Source organism: Iodobacter sp. CM08 (assembly GCF_033446605.1).
GTDB lineage: Bacteria > Pseudomonadota > Gammaproteobacteria > Burkholderiales > Chitinibacteraceae > Iodobacter.
In genome coordinates, this window is record NZ_JAWQUO010000014.1 from 1 (window position 1) to 16,734 (window position 16,734).

The window sequence follows — 16,734 nt, forward strand, 5'->3', positions numbered from 1 at the left end:
ACAGCAGGTTGGAAATTAGCGCATGCTTGATGTGAAGAACATCGGAAAGCCGTGTGCGGGAAAATCGCATGCACGGTTTGATGAGGGAGGGTAGGTGAAAACCTGCTCTCTACTCTACCACAATTAAATCCTACGATGCTTAATGCTCTTAGAGCCAAAGAAAGAGGATTTAACTTTACTCTGACCCCAGTTATTCCGAAACCCTAGAGGCTATAATATTTTGAGCGCTCGCATAGTTAAATATAGTCACCAAAGCAAAGAACACGTAAATTTCAATCTTCATACTCAAAAATTCAATGAAATATTTTTTGCTACACGAGTTAATTTTCACTTGCCACCCTAATTAATATAACCTCATTAATTACATAGGTTAACACCTTTGGAATCAAAAAATAAAGGCTGCGGCCTAGCTTAGATAAAAATGAGCACCCGCATGATAAGATAAGACCATAAATATTATGCAATATAGTACTTACTCCATTAATTCCAATTTGTCTCCATTGTAGAAAACAATAAATTTACTGATTTTATAAAATCAAGATCCATATTGTTTTTTGGGTTGTAATTTACAGAGTAACGAATATAAGGAGGATTTCCTGATAAAGAATAAAATGAAAATTCTTTATTACTCACGGAGTCAGAAATTTTTTTGTCAATGGAATAAAAAATTCCCTTATCATTTTTTTTGAACTCTACATTCAGACCTTCGACGGGTACTCCATCATCAACTAGATCTGATGATGTTAGGCTGTTGTCATTTATTTTCTTTAAAATCAATTCAGGAATAGAGCTTTTAAGGTCAATAAATGCTTCAGACTTTTTCCTATTATCAGTCCTATTTATTGGAATAACCCTATCACATGCAGCAAGGTTTGTTTTTATTCTAGCGGAGCTTAAATCTGCCCCCTTGCCCCATGCAGGCATATTAACTCTTTGAAGGTTGTTTGAATTCCTTCTTATTGTATTTGAATCAATAGGGCTAACAACTGACAACCAAACAATGTCGCAATAATTTATTTTTTTGACATCACTAGAAAGTGCTTCTTTTGCACTAAAAGCAAACATAAATAAAAAAATATAATATAATTTTTTCATAATTTCACACCAAAATAGGGTCAAAGTTTTCAGGAGGGACGACTTCATCATTAAGAGCGAAGTAAGCGCTTTCAAAACATGGTAACCTTTTTTCAGCAAATTCTAGCCCCTGACTATTGACGCGCTTAGTTACCTCAAGATAATTTTCGGGACTACTTCCTTTATCTGCCCAAGAGTTAACGCTGAGTTTCCCATTTGGAACAATTACATTCTCAGACCTCCCATTTCTAACGTAAAAATTAAGCAGCTGGCCTACGCTGCAATTGAATAAAAAGCCGCACGTTCCGGCCAGTCTGCTTGAATGCCATGTTAGGCGTAGTACGGCTGCACAAAAAACAAAACCCCGTTTTTCGTAGCAAACCACAAAACTAAATAAGAAAGCCACTAAAACGGAGAAAACGAATTAAAAGCGTATTAATAAACCACGTAAACAGAAAGCTGCAAAACAGAATAAAAACATCAGCGCACCGCAACACAAACTGCCACTACAACGCGCCAACTAAAAAATAAAATAATTAGTAGCTGTGCCTAACGATTAAGCTAAGGGGCAGGCTTTAGCCTGTCCCAGCGAACGAAGTGAGCGATTTGAGCGCCTTGTTAGCGGCTCCACGGTCCCGTGATTTCCCGCCAATTCAACCCGTCACCAAAGGCATCGATGATAGCTGCTGTTGCTTCTTCGTGAGTTTTGCCTTTTCCATATGTGCCGCAATCCTGGCACTCGCAAAGGTAGTAATTGTTATTTATGTTGTATATTTTTAGCTCTTTTAAGCCACATTGCGGGCATTCTTCGGTGGCTAGATAGTGTTTTTCTTTTTCATTAAGCCAAGCATTTAGAAGAAGTTTATTTATTTCTTCACGTGCATCTGAGATTTTTTGCTCTTCCCGCTGGATTGTTTTTGCCAGTTCAGGATTGAATCTACCGTCTGCATAATTTGCAGGATTTTCTTCTGGGAAATCTTCGAAGTACTCAGACCATTCGCCCATGTTGGGATCTCCAATATTCGTGCTGTTTAGGTTTTGCCGCTAACAAGATGTAGACACCCGAAAACGGCAAAAAAACCACCACCTTGGGTGTATAAAAACGCTTCGCCCCTCTGGAATGCTTTACCGGGCGCAGCCTGAAGTGTCTTATATCAAGATGCTACACCTGACAAGGCGGATGTTTGCACCATGCAACTAATAAGCAAGTTTCGTGACAGGCTAAGCATAGTACAAAATAAAGGCTTTGCTTGTTCATCTGTCATGAAGGCTATATTTCAGCTATTTCGTTTGATTACTTCACCTGCGGGATTTTTGCGGGGTAGGGTGGTTATCAGTTGTGATTTGTGGTGATGCTCTTCAATGGGGCTTAATGCTAAGTGTTTGATTCTGTGGGCTAGATTTAAACCCCTCACGCATGGGGTGCAAGGCTGAATAACAGAGATTAACTGGGGTCATAACAAAATTAAATTTTATTTTGCTTAGTTTTTTTAGGGCCAAAGAAAGCTAATTTAACTTTGCTCTGATCCTAGTTATATGTTTTTTATGTTTAAAGAAACAAAGGATTAGCCAAAATTTTTTTATTTATTCAATTTCACGCCATACGTTTTTCCATTCATCGCCAAATAGTCGTTTTGGAATAATATAGTTTAAATAAATGGTGTAAACCATCATGAATATTAATGGTGGTGATATTATAAAGCTAAGGGCCGCACAAAAATATCTAACCATTAAATCAGGGTTGGGTGATAGTTTATAAACACCGCCAACCATTGCTAGACCTATTAAAATTAATACGGGTAAAGCAGTTGCGATTAATTCTATGAATTTGAATGGGTACTTATTTATTGTGTCATCAATCGCGTTCATGGATTTTTTTTTGATAATTATTTTTGTACCATCGTTAAAGAAGCCAGATGTCGTTAGTTTAATGACTGCTGGACAATTTTCTATTATTTGTATTGATTTTTTTATACTTAGGTAAATGTATAGAATAACACCTAGTCCTAAAGGAATGGCCAACACTAAGGGCATGGGTGGAGCTATTAGCGATAGAAGTAGGAAATTAAATGGGAAAATAGAAGAAAATACAAAAATAAAAGTGAGTGATAATAAAAAGTAATTTAATAGAGTGCTTTCAAAATTATTTCTATATATTTTAAATAAAACCCCTAGGCAGACGAAAAAAGAAATAACATAAAATACTGAACCTGTTATATAAATGTAATAGCTTGTTTCGCGGTACATGCTTTCGCAGAATTTATATAAAAAAAAGATAAAAATAAAACAACCAGAAATTATCTTTTTATATAGTTCCGAGATGGGGAAATCGATTTCTTTACTCATAAAAATTTAACTTTTCCTTGATGTTGGGTAATTGCTTGCAGGGTGCAATGATGTATTAACACCATAGGGGCGGTATGTTGCTTTATAAGAGTTTGGTTCAACGCTTGTAATATATTCCCATGACTTTCTTAGAGCATCCGTTAATTTACTTGTAGCTGAATGCTCGGCATCAGCTTTGTTTAAATAAAATCCTATAGCTATAGAAATTCCCACAGCAATGCCAGCGACGATCAAGCCTATAGGAGTTAGCCCCGCCATCATTCCAATTGAAGCAAAAAAGCTTAATGCTAGGCTGCCTATTTCTCCAGCCACTACAGTTTTAACCAGACTCAGTCCAACATTGCCAGCTAAATCAAAAAAATCTTTCGTAGGTTTTCCATGTGCATCTAGTTTGCTATAGTCGGTATACCACTCAGCAACACTAATACCTATAGAAAAAATAACCGCAATGCCTACCCCTATAGACTGACTTTATTTGGGGCTGAAATTAATTTAATAGATAATTGTTTAATTAACAAAAAAACTATAAAAAATCCGTGTAGGGTGGATTAGCCGCAGGCATAACCCACCTTGCAAGGCTTTCATTTTAATTTATTAATCCGGCCAGCCACCAGCCAGCAAGCGAATGAAAACTGATAGCAAATTAAAGAAATAAAACCAGCACCAAACAAAAGGCATATACCAGAAAAAGTAGGAAATGCTCTAATTGTGTTATAACCCACGAGAAGTAGAGCAAGGATCATCACAGAAAGAAATAATGGCAAATTATGCATAACAGATAAATTGTCATCAATCAGCTCTTGCGCACTCTTTTCAGAGTATTTTTGTTTTATAACTACTAATAGTTCTTCCTTTATCCCCCTTGCTTTTAACCACGTTTTTATTAGCATAAACGCTAAAGTCAGCACTAAAAGCGTGATCACGACAACTTTTGTTATTTCGCTATTTATTAGGTAGATACCAGGAAGACCAACTCCAGAAGAAAGGCAGGAAGCTACTAGAACAACCATACCTCTAGTTGCAATCTTTGCTGAGGGGCTACTTGGAATGGCTTTGAAATTAAGAATTAAATTTGCCATTGCAACAACTAGAGTGATTGCAATTAAAAGAATAACTGGATTGAAAATCAAATCAACACCAACAGTATATTTTCTCAGCATCAGTACCGCGCCCAGTATAGACAATACCGTGATAAATATGAATCCGTATAATGCGGTCCTTTGTAGTGTGTTCATTATCTTGCCCATGCTGCAGCAGACTCTTTCGCACCTGTTGAGTTATCAATATAATCAACGATTTCAGCAGCAATGATATAGCCAACAATTACTAGCGCTACAACCATAATTACAGGTGCACCTAAAGTGGCGGCCCCCATAGATATTATGGCAGCAAACGCACCACCAATTGCAGCCGTTGCTCCCGCTTTTAAAACAGATACCCCCGCACGGCCTAGAAACTCACTAAAGTCATGGCTACTTCCATCTTTCAAAAAAACTTCATTCGCATCGCCGAATATATCAATCACTGTGCCAATAGCGCCAATTTTCATACCCCCGCCAAAATTAGCTTTAGTTATAATATAAATACGTTTCATTGAACCTAACCCTCCCCTCCCTCGATACTGGTAACCACTACCAAGATGCTCAAATTTTGCATTTCCAATTGGAGCTTTAATCGTTGTCTTTGTTGCCGCAACGCCTGTAAAAGTAAGTAAACGCCCTTTTAATACATAGCGGTACATCCCTTTATTGGCTTTTTCAACATATAATTTCATGCCTAATGTGTTAAAAATACGCCAATTTGACTGAGCATATCCTGCAGTTTCTTTAAATGCATTAGCGGTCATAACACTACCAGTTAATGCTGAATTCGCTTCATTTGCTAAATTGGCCACTACTACACCAAGTTGGCTATTATCTCTCGGTTCTTTGAGTAATTGAGCCGGGTCGCCACTAATTGATCCTGTTCGCTGAAGGTCACTAAGAGCTGTAGGCTTTAAGTCACTTTCAGCAATTAGGCCGACAACAGCACGCTCCTCAAACTTAGGTTTCTGCTCTACATATTTTATATAATCAAACTGGCTAGGCTTGAGCTTTTGGTCCGCAAGGTACTTTTGATAGAAATCCTGATTTCCTGGTTGGACTGATTGGTCATAAAACGAATTTAAATCCCCCATTTTACACTCAAGGGAGCTACGTGATTGTTGCCCAATGACGACCATCATAGGCTCAGGTTTAATTTTCGGATCACCATCATACTGTTTATCGTCCAACGCATTGGGTTGGTATTTTCCAATTGCCTTGCCATTTAGTTCCAGTATTAAATTTCCTTTAAACTCTCTTGAAACCCTAATATAAAAACGTTCACCATCATCAAATTGTGAAAATTGTTTTTTCTTTATTTCGACCAATTTTTTGCGCTTTTCATCATAAAAATTACTCTTTTCCGCACGCAGTGTGTAGCGATTCCCTTTCTTCAAATTTATATCAAAAATTACATCCCGGTGTTTGCGTAAAATAATTCGATTATCGCAACCAGCCAACACACCTTTTGCATCCTCCCCCGGTAGGCAGATATAGAGTTTATTTTCAGGTAATTTGCTCATAATTAACCATCCTTCCTACGAGTTTGCACTGCTTTAAACTTATCAAAATCAATACCTTTCAATTCTACCCAACCATCCCCACCAAGCTCCAAAGCCTGCTTAGCGCCATCCGGCGTTATTAGTTGAAAACTCTCTCCAGATGGGGCGTTACCATCAGCATCTTCATAGCGCACACGCATATCGGTTTTTTTTCCTTCCAGTTTATAGCTTTGCATAAGGCTTTGCCCTCCACTTATCTCATGGTTCGCGCCCTTAATACTCACTTCCCCTGGGCAATGAATTTCGATATTGCCACCTTTTAATCGGATATAGCCGCCGCCCGCTGTGAAGAGCACTTCGTCCCCTGCGGCGATTTCTACTTTTTCTTTGCAGGCAGTTATTTTGACGTTTTTGTCTGCGGTGATTTCAACGTCATCGCTTTGTGCTTGCATCTGGATTTTGCCTTTGGCTGCGATCAGTTTGAGTGCAACTTTGTCTTTTACCCCAGCTACAAACAGGCTGATATGCTGGCCTACGTTGTGAATCCAACGGCGGCCAGAGGTTTGATTGGTGTCGCGCTGAGCAACAAGGTCTAAGTTTGTGCCTGCGGTAATCGTTTGGCTTTGCGGGCTGGTGATCGCTACGCCGTCTTCCCCGTGTAGCAGGATGATTTTTTGCTGACCCGCCTGGTCTTTGGATTTGCTCTTACCGTCTTTGTCTGTGTTGCTGCCTGCTTCAAGGCTTTTGCTGGCGTGTACGTGGTGGTGCAAGTGGCCGGTGGTGGCTTTGCCGCCTGCGCTATTGTCTGGCTTGACGGTTTTATCGCCTTCGCCGGTTTCGATAGTATCAGCGAGTTGCTTGGTGGCTGTTTCGCCTAGACTTTGGGCCAACGCTAAAGCTGATTCAAGCTGGCTTTGGGCTGGGCTATGGTCAAGTTGCTTGCCGCTTGCGCCGTTTTTGGCTTCGGTACTAATCAGCAGGCCGTTGGCGCGGATTGCGCCTTGATTATCGGTGCGCAGCTCAAAGCCTTCGCCGCGTGGCTCGCCTTTGCCGTCGGTGCGCGGGTGGATTAAATAGCCAAGGTTAAGCTGAGTTTTGCCGTGCTCGCTGGATAGTTTTGTGCGTACTTCACCTTTACTGTCGTCAAACAGCAGTTCGCCGTATTGGCCGCCTTCATGCTCTTTGCTTTTGATGCCTGATAGCGTTTTATTGGCAGGCAAAGCGCCAGCACCGCTAAACGCGGGTACTGAATGGCTACCGTTGTAAACTACACCGGTCACAATCGGGCGGTCGATATCGCCTTCGATAAAATCAACGGTCACCTCATTGCCGATTCGCGGAATGAACTGATGACCAAAGCCCGCGCCTGCTGATGGATAGGCAACACGAATCCAGCAAGAAGACTTGTCATCCATATTTGCGCCAAACTCGGGGTGTTCAGCTCTTCTAGTCCAGTGCATTTGGAGCTTAATCCGGCCTAGCTCATCGGTATGGACTTCGGTATCCGCAGGGCCAACCACGGTAGCTGTTTGCACGCCTAGGCTGGTGGGCTTAGTAAATTCTTGCTGGCCTAGATGGCTAAGCAGAGGCTGGCCGCGCCTTTGGGCGGTAAAGTCTACTTGATAAGGTGCGCTATCTTTAGCCGAAGCGGCAAGTAGGCTGGGGGCGATTAATTGTAATTGCTGGCTTAAATCCACCGGCAAATTATTATTTGCGGTGAAGTTAAGCTCGGTAACAGCGAATTCCCTTTGCTCGGCTGAGTCCCATTCGTGGGCGGGGTGATCTTCTAATCTAAACCATTGCCCCGCTTGCAGGCTGCGTAAAGTGCCAGAGCCAGTAAACGATTTCTTTTGCCCGTCTAAAGCATCTTGGCGCAGCTTAGCATCGTGGTTCAGCTGGTCTAAATCGCTGGCGTAGTAATGCGCCTGTGGGTCGTAATATTCGAGGCTGGATTGAATTTGCTGTCCGCCATCGCCTTGATCAACCGCGCCATCGCCTTGATCAACCGCGCTATCGCTCTGGCTGTGGCTGGTACTAGTGGCTTTGTAATCGAAGCTAGCCAAAGCCACCGAGCTACTACCAATTTGCCGCTGCGTCTGCCATGTCGTGAGTGAATCGCTTTCTTCTGCGGCCGATGCGCGGTGAAATCTGGCGATGGGGTCTAAAGCTTCGGGAATCGAAAAAACATCATCAAACACCACCAGCTGCACTTGTGGTGTACTTCCTCGCGACGCTGCGCTACCTCGCTCGGTCGCTCCCGCCAGATGCTCAAAACGCCAAGAAAGGCCGCTTTCTTTGAGCTGCCTGCACACAAAGGCAAGATCGTCTTCTCGGTATTGCACGCAATAAGAGCGTGGTGGATATTCGCCGGATAATTTGAAATCAACGGTTTGCACGGCAGCAAACACCGGATTTTTAGCCTGATGTTCGGCCAAGATCTGCTTCACTATTTCGACAATGGTTAAATCTTGGAATATGCGAGAAGTGCGGCGATATCTAAGCAGTGCAAAAGGCGGCTCTACGGTGAGCGAATACTTAGCAAAGCCGCCATCAGATCCCAATAGTTGAGCTTGCGAGATTACCCCGCAACGCTCAATTGCATCGCCATTGGCATCTGCAATAGACAATACCACCGGCAAGCCTAATAGCGATTTAAGCTCTAAATCGCCAGTGGGGGAAAGACATTCGATCTGATAGCAATAAGCCCGATTAATCCCCTCGCTGCCTGTGACGTGCTGGGGGAGTAACTGTTCACCCCATGCCGTACCGTCCCCCAATTGAAGAGAAATAAGACGCTGTTCTTGATTAAAAGCAGCGGCGAAAGAGGCAAGTAGATCAAAGGTCATGAGAAACCAAGGGCTTACGAGAAGTTCTGTATATTACACGAAGCTTTGCGCTTGCTGATCTAATCTGTAGAAAAATGTAGGGTGTAATTATGAACAAAATTATACATTGTAAGGTATTTTGCTTATTCTTGTTTCAAGAAAATTCTATGCAGTTATTAAGTAGAATGTACCTTGGAAGAATGGGGGACTTGGTAAAGATGAGTTCTTGGCGTGATTTTTGCGTAAAACTGTTACAGGCTGTTGTAGTTTGTTGCGGGTTAATGGCAAAAGTGAGTTTTTATAAGTTGTTGATTTTATTGGTTTATTACTCTTCCGTGCCGCATGGGGTGCATGGCATTATCTTTGGGAGTCACCCATTTAGGGTGGGCACAAAATCGTGCCCATCCTACAGTGCAGAGCATCTCGTGCCCTGGCCGCTATTATTTAAAGATGCTTCCGATTTTATCCCCAGCAGAAAGAATATATTTCTGCCCAGAGTCTTGCAGTGCCTTGCCATCAAAACGATCAATACGGTAAATCGTTCCAAACGAGAAGGTTGGGGCGGCTACGCCTGCGCCGCCTACTACTTCGGCACCACGGCGTACATTGTCGGCCATCCATGAGGTTAAGCGCAGATGGTAGGGATTGCGCTGTACTTCGCCCACGTGGCAGGCCAGTGCGGCGATGAGGTCGGCGGTGTCGGTGATGGTGGTTTCGATCAGGGCATTAGGCGTTGCCATGGCGCGCCAGAATTCAGATTGCACCACAAAGCAGGCGTGGCCAAGTTTAGCCAGTGCATCTAGCAATAAATAATGGGTGCCGATATGCGCGGCGTGGCCGTCGTTGTCGTTTGGCACTACGCATACCGTTGGCTGGTACTGCTCAATCAGTGCTGCGATTACGGCTACTTTTTCAGCCCATGCGGTTGGGTCGCTATCTCGGGTTTTTGGGTTCACCGCCATCAGGCCACCGGGGATGGTTTCTTGTAATTCAAAACCCAGTACCTGACAGGCACGATCAAGTTCGGCCAAGCGCTCTGGCTGGCGAGGCAGATTAGAGCCAAGGGTGACTGCAATATTAATTACGCGATAGCCATCTTCACGGGCTAAACGCAGCGGTAAGGCTCCAATAATGCATTCATCGTCTGGGTGCGGAGCAAACACCATTGCCACGGGGCCAGAGGTATTTTTTGCCGCGATCGTTAGGCCGTCTAATGCGCTAAATAGTGGAGCATCTTGCTTTTGTAACAGAGCATCGTGGGCCTTTACCAGCTCGATATAGGGATTGCTCATGCAGTCTTCTCCAAATCTTATGATGCAGTGGGCAGTATGCCGTGCCTGCGTACTGGGTTTTGAATTGTAAGTAAAAATACTTAGCTAGTATAAACTTTTGTAAGTGGGATGGGGGCACCAAAGGTGGCTGGCTTGTGATTTCGCAAAGCGTTTTGCAGCGTCTCTGTGCATGGTGGGTTATGCACAGTCTGTGCACGGCGGGTTACGCCAGAAAAGCTGGCTAACCCACCCTACGAAACTAGACCCCAGACCCCTCGCTTCCTGATTGGCCCCGATTAAAGCACTGCTAATAGTTTGTCGTGTAAGCCGCCAAAGCCGCCGTTGCTCATGACTAAAATATGGTCGCCTGCTTGGGCTATTTTGCGGATGGACTCAATCAGTTGGTCTAAATCATCAAAGCTTTGTGCGCGTGCGCCAAGGGAGGCTAGTGCGTCTTGGCTGCTCCAGCCCAAGTTGGCGCCGTAGCAAAAAATCAGATCGGCGTCGCTTAGGCTGCCTGGCAGCGCTTCTTTCATACTACCCAGCTTCATGGTGTTAGAACGTGGTTCTAGCACCGCCAAAATACGCGCGTTGCCCACTTTTTGACGTAAGCCCGCCACGGTGGTGGCAATGGCAGTAGGGTGGTGAGCAAAGTCGTCGTAAACGGTGATGCCCTTGCTATTGCCCTTTATTTCCATCCGGCGTTTTACGTTTTTAAATTCTGCAAGGGCAGCAATCGCAACTTCAGGGCTAACGCCAACATGGCGCGCAGCGGCTATAGCGGCTAGCGCATTCATTTGGTTATGCTCACCAAGCAGATCCCAGTGCAGCTCGCCCAGTGATTGTTCGCCCAATTTTATTTCAAAGCCATCGTCAAAGCATTGCCCTACACGCCAGCCTGAGGCGCCGCCAAAATATTCTACTTCGCTCCAGCAGCCCTTATCCAATACCCGTTTTAGGCTAGCTTCCTTACCATTTACAATCAGGCGGCCAAGGCTGGGTACGGTGCGAATTAGATGATGGAATTGGGTTTCAATCGCGGCTAAATCGGCAAAAATATCGGCGTGATCAAATTCAAGATTATTCAGTACGGCGGTACGGGGCCGGTAGTGCACAAATTTGCTGCGCTTATCAAAGAAAGCCGTGTCATATTCATCTGCCTCAAGCACAAAAAAGGGCGAGGTGGATGCTGCATCTTGCTTTGGAGCCCCTGGGACTCGCGCAGAAATGCCAAAGTTTTCAGGGATGCCACCAATCAAGAAACCAGGCGCTAAGCCCGCGTATTCTAGAATCCAAGCCAGCATTGAGCTGGTACTGGTTTTGCCATGCGTACCGGCCACGGCCAGCACCCATTTATCTCGCAATAGATTATCCCCAAGCCATTGTGGCCCAGATGTGTAAGGTAGGCCACGGTTGAGGATGGCTTCCATCAGAGGGTTGCCACGCGTCACCACATTGCCCACTACGTAAAGATCTGCGCCTAAATCAAGCTGCTCTAAGTCCCAGCCTTCAATAAGCTCAATACCTAGCGCCTCTAATTGATTGGACATCGGTGGATAGACATTTGCATCGCAGCCGGTCACTTTATGGCCGCTAGCACGTGCCAATGCGGCAATACCACCCATAAAAGTGCCGCAAATGCCGAGGATATGTATATGCATAATGATTTAAATTCCTAGGGTATTAAAGGTATTGTCATAGATTCATCGCTCGTGTTTGCGTACAATCGTTCTTCTAAATTATTGTGTAACGGCCTTGCCTGTCTATGTCTAATGCATCAGAGTCTGTCATTCCGGTAGAAATTGCACGGATTGCGCTTAAAAAGCTTTCAGAACGGGGCTTGCCTCCCACTCCTGAGAATTACACCAAATTTTATAACGCCATTGCCACGATTAAATCTCCCAATGCAAAAACATCGTTTGAAACCTTACAAGCTTGGCAGCTGCTGTATAAAGTTGAGGATATTTTAGGCGATGTGGGCGATTCAACGGAGCAATTGCTGAGCACCTTGGCCGGCGGTGGTGAAGCCATGTCGGCTAGCTTGGGGCAGTTGCAGGATACTCGCCGCGCTCATCTAGAGCTGGGGGCGAGCACGGACGATACGCACTCCAAGCTAGAATCATTACTCAATAGCATTATTAGCTCGACTTCTGAATTGCACTCATCGGTATCGGCATCTAGTGTTGATTTGCAAACGATTCGTGATTCGGTGCGCAGTATCGAGCAAGATCTGGCCGTTAACCGACAGATTTTAGAGCAAGATGCCCTAACTGGGGCGATGAATCGTCAAGGTTTTGATAATCGTTTGGTGCGTGAGGCAAAATTAGCGCAACGTCATAACCATAAGTTGTCTGTGGTGCTATTTGATTTAGACGATTTTAAATTAGTTAATGATCGATTTGGGCATGCGGTTGGCGATAATGTATTGATTCATATCGCAGGCTTAGCCAAATCAGTATTAAGAGATACCGATATTTTAGTGCGTTATGGTGGCGAAGAATTTTTAATTTTATTAGTAGAAACAGATATGCATGGTGCGCGTTATGTATTAGAGCGCTTGCAGCAAATGTGTCGCCGTAATCCATTTATGCATAAACAGCAGCGTTTGGAAGTCACCTTTTCTACGGGTATTGCGGCATTACGCGATGATGAAAATGGTCGAGCTTTGGTACTAAGGGCAGATGAGGCTTTATATATAGCCAAGCGCAATGGCCGAGGTTTAATTGAGATGGCTGAATAGTATTGGCGGCGCAAATAAGCAAAGCTAGCCTGCTAAATAGACTGGCTTGTTTATAAAGTAAATATAGAGACTCGATTACGCCCATTATGCTTGGATACATAGAGCGCTAAATCTGAATATTCAAGCAGTGTTTTCGAGTTTTCAGTGTGTTGTGGGTAGGTCGCTATTCCTGCTGAAAAGGTTAAATTGATGATTTTTTGCTGATGGCTTATCGTTAAATTAGCAAAATCTTCACGATATTTATCTACTTTTATTTGGGCGTTTTCTGCCGTAGCGCCCATCATCAAAATAAGAAATTCTTCTCCTCCTAAGCGGCAAACAATATCGCTTGTTCTAGATTGGGTCGCTAAAAACTGCGCTAGGTATTTAAGCGCTTCATCCCCAGTTGCATGGCCATGTGTATCGTTAACTGCTTTAAAATGGTCGATATCAATCATAACCGCCCTGAGCTGCATATCATTACGTGTGGCCTGTGCCAGCATAATATCCAGTGTTTCGGTTAAATAGCGGCGATTATAAAGGCCAGTTAATGGGTCTCTAATTGCAGCTTCAAGTAGCTTATCTTGTAATGCTTCTATTTCTTCTAGTTTGGTTTCTAATTTAATTTTGGCGTCTTGTAGTGCATCAAAGGTGTTTTTCCTTTGAGTGATATCTTCATATGCGCCCACAATACCAATGACTGATCCATCGGTGGCTAATAGAGGAACGTGGTTTAAGCTGATATGAGTGAGCTTGCCATCATGGGTGGTAATTGCGCCTTCTTGATTGAGCAAGCTTTGCCCCGTGCTAATCACGCTATGGGCAAATGCTTGTAGGGCAAAGGCACGTTCGGGCATTAAATCAAAATCTGTTCTGCCTTTGATGTCTTCTGATGAATCAACGCCATTATCATTGGCAAAATGGCGATTACAGCCTAAATAACGTGAATCTGGGTCTTTCCAAAATACGCGAATAGGAATTGCATCCAATACTGCATTAAGTAATCGTTTAGATTTATCTGCCTCTAGTTCTTTTTGGCTTAATTCTTGGGCAAAGGCTAATAATTTATCATTGTTTATTTTTTGCAGAATATGGGAGCGAACCCTGGCCAATAAGAGTGGTCGGCTAATAGGTTTGGTTATATAGTCCACCGCACCTAAGGCAAATGCACGCTCTTCATCTGCGGCCTCTAATAATGAGCTCACAAAAATAACGGGGATATGGAGGGTGATGGGGTTGGCTTTTAGTTGCTCATAGACGGTGTAGCCATCTAATTCACCCATAATAACATCCAGCAAAATTAACTCAGGCAAAGCTTGGGTGGCAATTTCTAATGCAGAGTGGCCGTTCGTGGTGCTAAGTACATGATAGTCATCCTGCAGGCAGGCGCTCAGTACGGCGATACTGCTAGGCATGCCATCAACAATTAATAGCGTAGGCTTTAGTTCTATTGGGGAATTCATGCTGGACCTTTCATCATTTAAGTAGTGCAGCGCTTTAACGCCCCAATAAAGTTGAAAATGGGAGCAGTGGTAAAGCGCTGCTTTTTAACTGATTACACTGTGATATTTGCCTTGCAGCATAGTACTTTATGCATGCCTTTTATGTATTTCAGTGCGGTATTTAGATCTACGGACAGGCGCTTTGTGATGGTTTTCAATACAAATCGGCTGCCGTAGATTTTTAAAATAAGCGATTAATCGCTCAAGCCCCGTTTACGTAATAATGCTTGCACCTCTGCCGCGCGGCCACGGAAAGCAAGGAAGCCGCTCGCTGGATCGATTGAGTTACCGACGCTATAAATATTGCGATAGAGCCGTTCGGCCGTGGCAGGATCAAAAGCATCGCCAGTTTCGATAAAAGCATCAAAAGCATCTGCTTCTAGAACCTCGGCCCACATATACACGTAGTAGCCTGCGGCGTAGCCATCACCAGCAAATAGATGCCCAAAATGCGGCAGGCGATGATTAATGCCCACGGCTTTGGGCAGGCTTAAAGCGCTGAGTGCCTCGCTTTCAAAGCGGCTGATATCGTGCAGCTTATGGCTTAAATCCATATGGATTTGTAAATCTAAGAGGGCGGAGCCTAGATAGCGAACGGTTTCAAAGCCCTGATTAAAGAAACGAGCATTTTGGATTTTAGCCAAGAGTGCATCAGGAATGGCCGCGCCGGTATCGATGTGTAGTGCGTGTTTTTTAAGCACTTCATCTTGTTCTGCCCAGTTTTCGAATAGCTGCGATGGCAGTTCTACATAATCCCTTGCCACATTTGGCCCTGCCAAAGCTTCAAACTCTACATTAGATAGCAAACCATGCAGGCCGTGGCCAAACTCATGGAATAAGGTGCGTACATCGTCAAAAGACAGCAGGGTTGCTTGGCCTGCGGGGGCTTTAGAGAAGTTATTATTGTTGGTCACAATCGGTAGGATGCGCTGACCATTGCTGCGGCTTTGTGGGCGGAATTCATTCATCCACGCCCCACCTTGCTTGCTGGTACGGGAGAAGTTGTCGCCAATAAACAGCCCAATCACTTCTTCATTACGGCGCACTTCCCAGAGGCGAGCATCTGGGTGATATAGCGGCAGATCAAAGCGCTCGCTAAAGCTCAGGCCAAATAAACGGCCAGCACAATCAAAGGCGGCGGCAATCATATTCTCTAGTGCAAAGTATGGCTTGATTTCAGCATCGTCTAAATCAAAGCGGGCGCTGCGCTGCTTTTCTGCCAGATAAAACCAATCCCAAGGCTGAATATCCAGCGGCTCGCCCAATTGGGCGGCAAGGGTTTGCAAATCGGCTTGCTCTTCTTTAACGCGGGCCAGTGCGGGCGTCCAAACTTTGTGCAGTAACTCTAGTGCGGCTTGTGGCGTGCCTGCCATTCGATCACTCAGCGCATAATCGGCAAAATGAGCATAGCCCAAAAGCTGTGCTTGCTCTTGGCGCAAGGCTAAAATACGCGGTGCGATGGGGCGATTATCGGTTTTACCCGTGTGCTCACCACGGGCTTTCCATGCGGTATGGGCCGCTTCCCGTAAATCACGGCGGCTGGAGTACGTCAGAAAAGGTACGACTGATGAACGCGATAAGGTAATCACATGGCCATCAATGCCGCGATCTGCCGCAGCTTGCTTGGCGGAGTTAATAATGGCTGCTGGTAGGCCGGCAAAATCGTTTTCACCGCTCAAGGCTAAGCGATACTCCGCTTCATCATTTTGTACGTTTTGCGCAAACTGTGTGCAAAGGCTTGCCAGCTCGGCCACGATGCTGGCAAAACGCTGACGCGCTTCACCCGCTAATTGAGCACCATTTCGCACAAAATCTAGATGAATGCGTTCTAATAAACGCATTTGTTCTGTGGATAGGCCTAGTTCTTGGCGCTGTTGATAAAGCGCATCCAAGCGCACAAATAGCCCAGCATTTTGATAAACCGCAGTATTATGCGTGGCTAATTCTGGGGCTAATACCAGCTCTATGGCTTGTAGCTTCTCGCTTGTTTCTGATGAAGTCAGATTATAAAAAACATGGCTCACACGTCTTAGCAAAGCGCCTGCTGCTTCGAAGCTAGCCACGCTATTGGCAAAATTAGCTAGGCTGGTTTGTGCGGCAATGGCATCTAGCTCTGCATGGTGCTGCGCCATGGCGGTGCCAAAAGCAGGGGTAAAATGCTCAGGTAAAATTTGATCAAAGGGTGGCAAGCCATAAGGCGTTTGCCAATTTTGCAATAGAGGGTTGCTTGAGATGCTCATTGATAAATGCCTTATTGGATTGAGATGAGTATTTTATTTGAACGGCATATTGCTGGCCATTGTGGCTTGTAGCATAAGCACTTTATGCCAACTTCTATTTGAATAGCGTTTGAGTAAAGTGTTTTTTCTTGAAAAATGCTATACCGCACTAAAAAAATAAATATAAGCATTGT

The 16,734-nt window shown here is 44.3% G+C and carries 12 protein-coding genes; 1 reads left to right on the forward strand and 11 read right to left on the reverse strand.

The window, feature by feature from the left end:
• Nucleotides 1–480: 480 nt before the first annotated feature.
• From R6242_RS09595 to mpl, 9 genes are all read right to left on the reverse strand, one after another.
• Entirely contained in the window at nt 481–1,095 is a 615-nt protein-coding gene (locus R6242_RS09595) for a hypothetical protein (protein ID WP_318426225.1), read from the reverse strand.
• 597 nt (nt 1,096–1,692) lie between these two features.
• Entirely contained in the window at nt 1,693–2,079 is a 387-nt protein-coding gene (locus tag R6242_RS09600) for a hypothetical protein (protein ID WP_318426226.1), read from the reverse strand.
• 579 nt (nt 2,080–2,658) lie between these two features.
• Nucleotides 2,659–3,420 carry a hypothetical protein gene (locus R6242_RS09605; protein WP_318426227.1) on the reverse strand — a complete coding sequence of 254 codons (762 nt, stop codon included), beginning with the start codon at nt 3,418–3,420 and terminating at the stop codon, nt 2,659–2,661.
• 6 nt (nt 3,421–3,426) lie between these two features.
• Nucleotides 3,427–3,732 carry a hypothetical protein gene (locus tag R6242_RS09610; protein ID WP_318426228.1) on the reverse strand — a complete coding sequence of 102 codons (306 nt, stop codon included), beginning with the start codon at nt 3,730–3,732 and terminating at the stop codon, nt 3,427–3,429.
• A 269-nt stretch (nt 3,733–4,001) separates the two neighbouring features.
• A complete protein-coding gene (locus R6242_RS09615) occupies nt 4,002–4,655 on the reverse strand; it encodes a hypothetical protein (protein WP_318426229.1) in 654 nt (217 codons plus the stop codon).
• Nucleotides 4,655–6,025, reverse strand: coding sequence for a hypothetical protein (locus tag R6242_RS09620; protein ID WP_318426230.1), 1,371 nt, complete (start codon nt 6,023–6,025; stop codon nt 4,655–4,657). The genes R6242_RS09615 and R6242_RS09620 overlap by 1 nt, the downstream gene beginning before the upstream one ends.
• A 2-nt stretch (nt 6,026–6,027) precedes the next feature.
• The gene (locus R6242_RS09625; protein ID WP_318426231.1) at nt 6,028–8,850 is read right to left on the reverse strand and encodes a type VI secretion system Vgr family protein; all 2,823 of its coding nucleotides are present in this window, start codon (nt 8,848–8,850) and stop codon (nt 6,028–6,030) included.
• A gap of 419 nt (nt 8,851–9,269) precedes the next feature.
• Nucleotides 9,270–10,121, reverse strand: a complete 852-nt coding sequence (locus R6242_RS09630) for a PIG-L deacetylase family protein (protein ID WP_318426232.1) — start codon at nt 10,119–10,121, stop codon at nt 9,270–9,272.
• A 275-nt stretch (nt 10,122–10,396) separates the two neighbouring features.
• On the reverse strand, nt 10,397–11,761 hold the full coding sequence (gene mpl / locus R6242_RS09635; protein WP_318426233.1) for a UDP-N-acetylmuramate:L-alanyl-gamma-D-glutamyl-meso-diaminopimelate ligase: 1,365 nt from the start codon (nt 11,759–11,761) through the stop codon (nt 10,397–10,399).
• A gap of 104 nt (nt 11,762–11,865) precedes the next feature.
• On the opposite strand from mpl, the gene R6242_RS09640 reads away from it, so the two are divergent.
• On the forward strand, nt 11,866–12,840 hold the full coding sequence (locus R6242_RS09640; RefSeq protein WP_318426234.1) for a GGDEF domain-containing protein: 975 nt from the start codon (nt 11,866–11,868) through the stop codon (nt 12,838–12,840).
• 50 nt (nt 12,841–12,890) lie between these two features.
• On the opposite strand, the gene R6242_RS09645 is transcribed toward R6242_RS09640, so the two are convergent.
• Together R6242_RS09645 and R6242_RS09650 are read right to left on the reverse strand one after the other, a co-directional pair.
• The gene (locus R6242_RS09645) at nt 12,891–14,282 is read right to left on the reverse strand and encodes a diguanylate cyclase (protein WP_318426235.1); all 1,392 of its coding nucleotides are present in this window, start codon (nt 14,280–14,282) and stop codon (nt 12,891–12,893) included.
• A 233-nt stretch (nt 14,283–14,515) separates the two neighbouring features.
• Nucleotides 14,516–16,561 (reverse strand): M3 family metallopeptidase, encoded by a 2,046-nt coding sequence (locus R6242_RS09650; protein ID WP_318426236.1) that lies wholly within the window; start codon nt 16,559–16,561, stop codon nt 14,516–14,518.
• Between the last annotated feature and the right edge of the window lie 173 nt (nt 16,562–16,734).